The 2,115-nt window shown below is 61.8% G+C and carries 2 protein-coding genes; one reads left to right on the top strand and one right to left on the bottom strand.

What is annotated here, in order from left to right; genetic code table 11:
- On the bottom strand, window positions 1-1,157 hold a 1,157-nt coding region (locus tag ACR0E6_RS20900; protein WP_480586895.1), incomplete at its 3' end, for an AMP-binding protein.
- Window positions 1,158-1,301: 144 nt separating this feature from the next.
- Between ACR0E6_RS20900 and serB the strand changes: the two genes are divergently transcribed.
- The coding region (gene serB / locus ACR0E6_RS20895) for a phosphoserine phosphatase SerB (RefSeq protein ID WP_480586892.1) at window positions 1,302-2,115 on the top strand (814 nt) is incomplete at its 3' end.

Below are 2,115 nucleotides of genomic sequence, written 5' to 3'. Positions count from 1 at the left end.
ACCCGGCCCAAATGGCCAGTTATAAAGAACCCGTCCCCGCGCAGCTCGGCCGCGGCTTTTTCGGGCATTTGCCAATAGCCCTTGAAGACGTTCGGACCGCGCACCTCGATCATGCCGATCTCGCCGTGTGGCAGCAGCGCGCCGGTTTCAGAGTCCGTGACCTTCAACTCGACATCCGGCAGCGGGAACCCGACGGTCCCGGCGCGGCGTTCGCCGTCATAGGGGTTTGAGGTGTTCATATTGGTCTCGGTCATGCCATAGCGTTCGAGGATACGATGCCCGGTGCGGGCCTCGAACAACTCATGGGTTTCTGCGAGCAGCGGGGCCGAGCCTGAGATGAACAGCCGCATATGGCGCGTCAGATCTCCGGTAAACCGGTCATCGCCCAGCAGGCGAGTGTAGAAGGTTGGCACACCCATCATCGAGGTGGCCTCCGGCATCAGACGCAGGATGTCGTCCAGATCGAACTTGGGCAGAAAGATCATCGACCCGCTAGAGGCCAGCACCACGTTGGTCGCTACGAACAGCCCATGTGTGTGAAAGATCGGCAGCGCATGCAGCAGCACATCGTCCTTGGTGAAGCGCCATTCCTGCACCAGCGTTTCGGCATTGGACAGCAGGTTGGCCTGCGTCAGCATCGCACCTTTCGACCGCCCCGTGGTGCCCGAGGTATAAAGGAACGCGGCCAGATCATCCTCGGACCGACCGACAGGTTCATACGCAGGCAGCATTCCCAGCGCCCGGCGCATCAGGCTGCCACTGCCATCGGCGTTCAGAGTTGCAATATGGGCGTTCTGCGCTTGGGCAATCGGGGTCAGGCCAGCCTCGTTCGCGATATCGCAGACCACTAGCTTCGCGCCGCTGTTTTCGATGAAATACTGCAGCTCGGTGGTCGTATAGGCGGTGTTGAGCGGCAAGAAAATCAGCCCGGTCTGCGCGCATGCTGCGTAGAGGGCTAGCGCCTCGGGCGATTTTTCGACCTGAACGGCGACGCGGTCTCCGGGCTCAAGCTCCAGCCCCGTCAGCGCGTTGGCCAGCCGCGCGGCCATGTCGAGAAAGGCTGCATGGGTCAGAACTTGACCGTCGGGAAGAAGCAGGAACGGCGTGGCTTTCCCGGCGTGAATGCCAAACAGACGATCATAAAGCGGGTTGGCCATTCGGTGTTCCTTTCCGTGCGTCGCGGGCTGAATCTGGCGGGGAAAACCTGGACCGTAAAGCCCCGTTTGCCAGATATTTCCAACCAACTCTGGCGAAAATGCTGCACCTGCGATATGCGCTATTCAGATTGCCGGAGACCTGCCATGTACGTTGCCACCTTGCTCACAAATCCCACCGCACCCTCGCTTGAGGTCCCGATGGTGGACGCGCTGCGAAATGCGTGGGGCGGGGGCGAAGTCACGTGGCTCAACCCCGGTGAGGCGGCCGAGTTCACGCTGCCCGAGATGCCCGACAATCGCTGGGATGTCTGGGCCGATCTGCAAGAGATGAGCGTTGATCTGGTCGTTCAGGCGTCTGAAGGGCGGCGCAAGAAAATGCTTCTGGCGGATATGGACAGCACCATGATCCAGCAGGAATGCATTGATGAGCTGGCGGATGAGGCGGGCGTTGGTGAGCGCGTCAAGGACATCACCGCCCGCGCGATGAATGGTGAGTTGGACTTCGAAGGCGCGCTGATCGAACGGGTCGGCCTGTTGAAAGGGCTGGACGAGGCGGTCATTGACCATGTTCTGAACACGCGGATCACCCTCATGCCAGGCGGGCGTGAACTGGTGGCGACCATGCGCACGGCTGGCGGCTATGCGGCCTTGGTCTCGGGCGGGTTCACCGCGTTTACAGCCCGCGTTGCAGAGCAGTTGGGTTTTGACGAGAATCGGGCGAACACGCTGTTGACCGAGAATGGGCAGCTGACGGGCGATGTGCAGCGCCCGATCCTCGGGCGGCAGGCCAAGGTGGAGTCGCTGGAGCGGATCACCGCAACGCTTGGCTTGTCCGAGGGCGACGTGATCGCAGTGGGCGACGGAGCTAACGATCTGGGCATGTTGGGGCGGGCCGGAACCGGCGTTGCACTGCACGCGAAGCCCTCGGTTGCGGCTGAGTGCGACGTGCGGATCAATC

The sequence above is a fragment of the Ruegeria sp. AP12 genome, assembly GCF_056540025.1.
Note: the sequence above shows the minus strand (reverse complement) of the source record. Positions and strands in the feature narration are given on the sequence as shown.